Annotated in this window: 5 protein-coding genes; 4 read left to right on the plus strand and 1 reads right to left on the minus strand. The window is 69.4% G+C overall.

What is annotated here, in order from left to right; all coding sequences use genetic code 11:
• The first annotated feature begins 124 nt into the window (after positions 1-124).
• The 4 genes from HNR40_RS41615 (at position 125) to HNR40_RS41630 (ending at position 6,334) form a co-directional block, all read left to right on the plus strand.
• Positions 125-1,156, plus strand: a complete 1,032-nt coding sequence (locus tag HNR40_RS41615; protein WP_184971572.1) for a LacI family DNA-binding transcriptional regulator — start codon at positions 125-127, stop codon at positions 1,154-1,156.
• A 954-nt stretch (positions 1,157-2,110) separates the two neighbouring features.
• Positions 2,111-3,040, plus strand: a complete 930-nt coding sequence (locus HNR40_RS57605) for a calcium-binding protein (protein WP_184971574.1) — start codon at positions 2,111-2,113, stop codon at positions 3,038-3,040.
• 436 nt (positions 3,041-3,476) lie between these two features.
• A complete protein-coding gene (locus tag HNR40_RS41625) occupies positions 3,477-4,937 on the plus strand; it encodes a PQQ-dependent sugar dehydrogenase (protein ID WP_184971576.1) in 1,461 nt (486 codons plus the stop codon).
• Positions 4,934-6,334 carry a LamG-like jellyroll fold domain-containing protein gene (locus HNR40_RS41630; RefSeq protein ID WP_184971578.1) on the plus strand — a complete coding sequence of 467 codons (1,401 nt, stop codon included), beginning with the start codon at positions 4,934-4,936 and terminating at the stop codon, positions 6,332-6,334. The genes HNR40_RS41625 and HNR40_RS41630 overlap by 4 nt, the downstream gene beginning before the upstream one ends.
• Before the next feature lie 62 nt (positions 6,335-6,396).
• Here the strand turns inward: HNR40_RS41630 and HNR40_RS41635 are convergent, their stop codons facing one another.
• Entirely contained in the window at positions 6,397-6,819 is a 423-nt protein-coding gene (locus tag HNR40_RS41635; protein ID WP_184971579.1) for a hypothetical protein, read from the minus strand.
• Positions 6,820-6,908 lie beyond the last annotated feature (89 nt).

The following is a 6,908-nucleotide window of genomic DNA, read 5'->3' on the forward strand; positions in this document are numbered from 1 at the left end:
AGAACCAACGTTGCCTTGCGCACATATGACATTTCCGGTCCTCCCGGCGTACGCAAGCGCTTTCGTAAGCGCTTTCGGTTACGATGGCACGTGTTTCAGCGGCGGACAAGGGGGTCGCGCGCCCATGGCCAATCGTCCGGCTCCGCCACGGCTCGTCGACGTCGCCAGAGCCGCGGGGGTCTCGCTGGCCACCGCGTCTCGGGCCATGACCGGCTCGGCGGGGGTGAGCGCCGTGGTCGCCGCGCACGTACAGGCCGTGGCCAACCGCATCGGGTACGTCCCGAACAGCCACGCGAGAGCCCTGGCCGGAGGACAGTCCACGATCGTCGGCCTGATCGTCCACGACGTCGGCGACCCGTACTTCGGCGAGATCGCCCGCGGCGTCCTGCGTGAGACCGAGTCCCGCGGCTACATGGCCCTGATCAGCCAGACGGAACGCGACCCGGCCGCCGAACTGGCCCGCATCCGCGCGTTGCGGGCCCACCGCGTGAACTCCATCGTCCTGGCCGGATCAGGCTACGTAGACGCCAGCACAGAGACCGACATAGCCGCAGAAGTCCGCTCCTTCACCAACGCGGGCGGCCGCGTGGCCGTCATCGGCCGCCACCACCTCCCCGTGGACGCCGTACTCCCCGACAACCTCAGCGGCGGCGTCACCCTGATGCGCCACCTCCTCGACCTGGGCCACCGCCGCATAGGCGTCCTGTCCGGCCCCCCGAACCTCACCACCGTGGAGGACCGCCTGGCCGGCCTCCGCCTGGCAATAGGCGCCGCCCGCCTCCCATGGCACACGGTCCCGGTAGTCCCCGGTGACTTCACCAGAGAAGGCGGCGCAGCAGCAGCGGCAACCCTCCTGAACGCCCACCCCGACCTAACCGCCGTAATCGCCCTGAACGACCCCATGGCAGTAGGCGCCCTGTCCTGGCTCCTGGGCTCCGGCCACAGAGTCCCGGACGACATCTCAGTAGCGGGCTTCGACGACATCCCAGCCGCAGCCGACGTCTACCCCGCCCTCACCACCATCCGCCTCCCCATGATCAGCATGGGCCGCCAGGCCCTCGAACTCGTCCTCAAACCCTCCGTCTCCCGCCCCCGCCGCCGCCGCACCCCCCACGAACTAGTCCCCCGAGCCAGCACCGCCCCACCCCACCCCTAACCCACCCCCCAGACCCCGCCCAACCACCCACCGCGCCGCGTCGCGCCGCCGCGTCAGACGCCCAGCGGGTCTCCGAGCGTCAGCGGGCATGCGGACCGCTGCACCACGCGCCGCCCACACGCCACCCGCCGCGGCGTCAGCGGACCAGCGGGTCTCCAGGTCAACGGGTTGCGGGTTCACCGAACCACGCGCCGTGCCGCCACACGCGCGTCCTACCGGCTGAGGCATGCCCAAAGAACCCGGACCAGGCGAGGCAGCAGCCGAGGGCGTGGTGACGCTGGCTCCGGTGGCGCTTGAGCACGCGGCACTGGCTGTAGACGGCACGGAGACCATCTGACGGCAACGCATGCAGACGCGAAGGCGCGTCGGCACGGTGCGGGTGTGCGGAGACCTGGAGCGGCGCGAGGGATGACGCGGTGCGACGGGTGACGTGGTGAAGGCGGTGGGACAGGGAGCACGAATGGCGCGGTGGGGGCGGGGAGCGGTGGGGGCGGGGAGCGGTGTGGAGCGGAGAGCGCGGTGGAGCGGAGAGCGCGGTGGAGCGGAGAGCGCGGTGGAGCGGAGAGCGCGGTGGAGCGGGGAACGCGAGTGAGGGCGGGGAACGCTAGTCGCGCGGAAGGGGGGTTACGGGGAGTGGTGTGGGGGGTGCGGTGGGTGGGGGTGGGGGGCGCGTGTTGGGTGAAGGATTGACAGGGGGATTTGGCGAGTTACGCTTCGGCCGGAGGCTAACGTAAGCGCTTTCGGAAGCGCTTACGAATAACAACCGTCGATCACTCGACCGAGAGGATCCGGATGTCGGCCCTTCGCGTGCGCTTATGTGCCCTGGCCACCACTACTGTGCTCGGTGCGGCGATGCTCGCGCCGGGGTCCGCTGTCGCCAACGATTCGGGGGGCGTCGTGTCCGCCGGTCCCGGCCATGCTGCTTGTGATCCGGGCAGCGCTGTGGTTCGGAATGTGAACGGAGCCGGCAACTGGGCGCCGGTTACGCCGTCCAAGTGGCGGTTGCCCGGGAATCAGGTCATTCTCGCCGAGGCGGGGGTGGCGCGGCCGGGGCCGCGGCGGCCGTTCGAGTACGCGGTGCTCACGGTCGGGCCGGAGTTCGCGTCGGTGGAGATCGAGGCGACCGTACGACTGGACACGCCGGTCAGCGTCAGCAACCGGGACGTGATCATCGTGTTCGGGTACCGGTCGGACACGCAGTTCTACTACGTGCATCTGTCTCAGGACAACACCATCTACCCGCACAACGGGATCTTCGTCGTCAACAACGCGGATCGCCTGCGGCTCGATCACCAGTGGAACGGGCAGGTGGGGGCGCCGCCTGCCGTCACCGACGCGCAGTGGCACCGGGTGCGGGTACGGCACTGCGTGGCAACCGGCGAGATAGCCGTGTACATGGACGGCTCGGCCACGCCCCTCATGACCGCCACCGATAGGACGTTCGGCACGGGCCGGGTCGGGTTCGGTTCGTTCGACAACATCGGCCGCATGCGGGACATGGCGCTCACGGGCACACCGGTCTGCGCCGGGGTGGCGTCCACCGTCGTGGGCACCGACGGGCGGGATCTGCTGTCCGGCACCTCGGGGGCCGACGTGGTCTCCGGGCTCGGCGGCGACGACCTCGTGTGGGGGCTCGGTGGGGATGACGTGGTCTGCGGCGGCGACGGCAGGGACGTGGTGCTCACCGGCTCGGGAAATGACCAGGTCTATGGGGGTGCGGGCAGTGACGTCCTGTCCAGCGGTCGCGGCGACGATTCCCTGTACGGCGGGCCGGACCCCGACGTCCTGAACGCCGGCCCCGGCAACGACCACCTCTACGGCACCCAGGGCACCGACGTCCTCATCGGCGGCCCCGGCGACGACACCACCCACGCCGACTCCTGACCCCAAACCCCTCCCAGCCGCATGCATGCGCCCCAGGAATCCTCATCCGCAGAACGCATGCACCCGCTTCCTTCCGGTACGAGCGCGTGGGGCACCACAGGAATGCCCTGCAAAGGGCCAACAACAGCACAGTCAGTCCGGAGCAAGCACCTGCCGGGAAGCACGCGCGCGGGCGGTGCCGCAGCAGGGAAACCCGGCAACACGCAACCCCAACAGGCCAACAGGCCAACAGGCCAACAGGCAACAGGCAACAGGCAACAGGCAACGCAAGCAGACCAGCACAAGCAGGCCGACACGAGCTAACCAGTAACACAGGCAATTCTCCGTCGACCGAGCACGGCACCGGCTGGCGAGACCGCGGTGCCGTACCAGAAAGCGCTGCCCCTAAAGCGCCCGAAACCCCCAGAAACCACCCTCAACCCCCTCTGGTGATGCCATGACCGTGAAACCCCTCCGAACCTTGGCCGCCGCGCTGCTGGTGACCGTCCTGGCGACGACTCCGGCGGTGGCGGAGCCCGACGTGCCCGTCGACGACCCGATCCCCGAGAACCCGACCCCGTCGGCGCTGACCCTCACGCTGGAGGAGTTCGCGCAGTTCCCGAAGACGGAGCCGGTGCCGACCCCGACGGACCAGCGCCTGGTCAGGTGGGCGCGGATCAACTACTTAGGCCAGGTGCCCGACCGTTCGGGCAGGATGTTCGTCAACGATCTCAACGGCAAGCTGTACCTGCGCGACAAGGGCACGTGGCAGGAGTATCTGGATGTCGGCGCCACGTTCGCCCCGGACTTCATCTCTGGCCGCGGGCTGGGGAGTGGGTTTGGGTTTGTGGCGTTCCATCCGGAGTTCGCGAGGAACGGGAAGTTCTACACCGTCCACACCGAGGCCGGCGCGGCGCTCACCACGAAGACGCCCGACCTGACGCCGCAGCCGAACTCGATCGTCCACGGGGTCATCGACGAATGGACGGCCACCGACCCCAAGGCCGGCACCTTCGAGGGCACCCGCCGCGAGGTCCTGCGCCTCGGGTTCGGCAGCAACGTCCACGGCATCCAGCAGATCGACTTCAACCCCACGGCCGGCCGCCGCGACCCCGACTACGGTCTGCTGTACGTGGCCGCCGGCGACGGCGGACGCGGCGTGACCACCACGAACCCCCAGGATCTGGGCATACCGCAGGGCAAGATCCTGCGCATCGACCCCGCCGGGACGAACAGCGCGAACGGCAAATACGGCATCCCGGCCGGCAACCCGTTCGTCACCCAGCCGGGCGCGCTCGGCGAGATCTACGCGTACGGCATGCGCGACCCGCACCGCTTCTCCTGGGACCCGGCCGGATCGAACCGTCTCTTCCTCGGCCACATCGGCGAACACGAGATCGAAGCGATCTATGACGTGCGCGCGGGTGACAACTATGGCTGGAGCGTGCGCGAAGGGTCGTTCGTCTTCAAGAGGGAAGACCGCTGCAACCTGTACACGTTGCCCGCGGACGACGCTCAATACGGCTATACCTACCCGGTCGCCGCATACGACCACGACCCGCCGCCCGGCCTCCCCTGCACGGCCGACAGCGGGCACGCGGTGGTCGGCGGGCTGGTCTACCGCAGCTGGCGCCTGCCGTTCCTGTACGGAAAGTACGTGTTCGGCGACATCGTGGACGGGCGGATCTGGTTCACGTACGCCTCGAAGATGCGCCGGGGCAAGGACCGCGCGGTCATGTACGAGCCCAAACTCCGCGACGCCGCCACCGGCCAGCTGGTCACGATGAAGGACCTGGCCGGAAGCAACCGCGTCGACCTGCGCTTCGGCCGCGACGGCCACTGCGAGCTGTACGTGCTGTCCAAGGCGAACGGCAAGATCTGGAAGATCACGGGTGCTCGCTGGGAGTTCCCGTCATGAGATTTCGGCATCTGTCCGTCGGCACGACCCTCCTCCTCACCACCGCCCTGACCACCCCTCTCTCCGGCGCGGCCTCCGCCACCAAGCTGTCCGGTACGGCTGCCGCCACCAAGCTGTCCGGTACGGCTGCCGCCACCGAGCTGTCCGGTACGGCTGCCGCCACCAAGCTGTCCGGCGACGCTACAACCATCACCACGCGGCTCTCCGGCACGGCTGCTGCCACGCGGCTTCCCCGCGCGGCGGGAAACCCCGCATCCACCGACCCCGCAGCACGCGGGGCAACCTCGGCAACCGAGGCAACCTCCAGAACCGGAGCAGCCTCCGGGACCGGGGCGGGCAGGCGGGAGGCGGCAGGCGAACCCGAGGCCGGCTCGGCGAAGGCCTGGCCGGAGGCAACCGTGGCTGAGGTTGGAGCGGCCACAACCGAGGCCGAAGCGACCCAACCCCAGGCCGAAGCGGCCTCACCCGAGGTAGAAGCGGTCGAGGCTGAGGTTGAGGCGGCGCGGGTGGAGGCGGCTGGGAAGGGGTGGGGGTGGCCCACTGTGTTGCCCAGTCTGCGGCGCAACCTGGTGGCCCACTACGACTTCGAGCACCCCGACCCCGCCAACCCGGCCGTGGAACAGGACCGGGGACGTTCCGGCACCGGCATCACCCTGGTCAACGGCGGAGCCGACATGCGGGTACAGGACGGCGCGCATCGCGGCAGCCGTACCTCCGTGCAGGTGCGGCAGGTCAGCCCCACGACGGTGAGCAGCGACGACTGGAAGGCGGGCGTCTACTCCCCCACCGGCGTGCCCACGCTGAACGCTTTCAACGCCGTCCGGGGCGCCACCATCATGGGCTGGTTCAAGATGACCGGCCAGAACCCCAGCCCGAACTCCAACTCCGCCAACCCGGACGACTTCTACGGCGCGATCGGCCTGGCCGGGGTGCTGAGCGGCAACTCGCAGGGCCACGACGTACGCGCACTGCTGGAGCTGATCACGGTCAACGGCGAGATGCGGGTCGTGGCGCTCGGGCGGCGGGTGGACGGCGGCAGTTCGCAGACGTTCGCGGCAGATCGGCCATGGCAGGAGATTCTGCCGCCGGGCGAGTGGGTGTTCCTGGCGGCCACGTTCGACTACGACACCGCGACCATGCGCCTGTACAAGAACGGCCGCCCGCTCTCCGGCTTCTACACGCTGACCGGCGACCCGTGGACGATCGAAGGCCCGCCCGAACCCGACCTCGCCTCACCCACCGACCCGCGCGGCATCAAGATCGGAGGCAGCTACCCGCAGAACAACCGCGAAGGCAACCCCTGCAACTGCCGGATGGACAGCCTCATGTTCCTTGACCGGATCGCCACGCCTGGCCAGGTTCTGGCCCAGTACCTCCTGGTCGCGCGGCACTGGTGAGCCACCGCCGGACCGGTGCCGCCACACCGGCCCGGCGGTCGTCCGTGGGGGTGACGAAACGGTCAGGGGGACGGCGTGGGCGTCTGCGTGCGGTGATCCTTGAGATGGAGGTCGCCGCCGAGCCGCTTCCTGATGCGGTCGAGCACCTTGCGGGTGGACAGCGCGGTCCAGAGGTGCCCGACCAGGTGCGGGTTGTACTCGGGCGCGGTGTCCATCCAGGCGTCCTTGCCCTCCTGGGTGGTGAACGTCGTGAGGAAGAACTCGCCGTCGCCCGTCTTGCAGTGACCCTGCCGGAGTTCGGTGGCGTCGATCTGGATCTTCGGCCTGCAGTCGACCTTGGCGGCGAGTTCCTCGACGGTGAGCGCCACGGGCAGCGGGTTCTTGGCGGCGGCCACGTAACCGCCCCCGGACCCATCACCCGGCGAGCAGGCCGCGGCCAGCGCGACAGCGATCCCGCAGATGGTCAGCCGCGTAAATGTCGTCATGCGCGAAGATACGCACCCCCGAACGCCAGAGTTCACCCCAAGATCCCCAACCCCCAGAACAGCAAGACCCAGGCCGAGGAGGCACAGGG

This window comes from Nonomuraea endophytica, from assembly GCF_014203235.1.
Lineage (GTDB): Bacteria > Actinomycetota > Actinomycetes > Streptosporangiales > Streptosporangiaceae > Nonomuraea > Nonomuraea endophytica.

Excerpts from the sequence above, each read along its gene's own strand:
- HNR40_RS41630 (WP_184971578.1), top strand. The coding sequence starts at position 4,934 with ATGAGATTTCGGCATCTGTCCGTCGGCACGACCCTCCTCCTCACCACC.
- HNR40_RS41625 (WP_184971576.1), top strand. The coding sequence starts at position 3,477 with ATGACCGTGAAACCCCTCCGAACCTTGGCCGCCGCGCTGCTGGTGACC.
- HNR40_RS41615 (WP_184971572.1), top strand. The coding sequence starts at position 125 with ATGGCCAATCGTCCGGCTCCGCCACGGCTCGTCGACGTCGCCAGAGCC.
- HNR40_RS41635 (WP_184971579.1), bottom strand. The coding sequence starts at position 6,819 with ATGACGACATTTACGCGGCTGACCATCTGCGGGATCGCTGTCGCGCTG.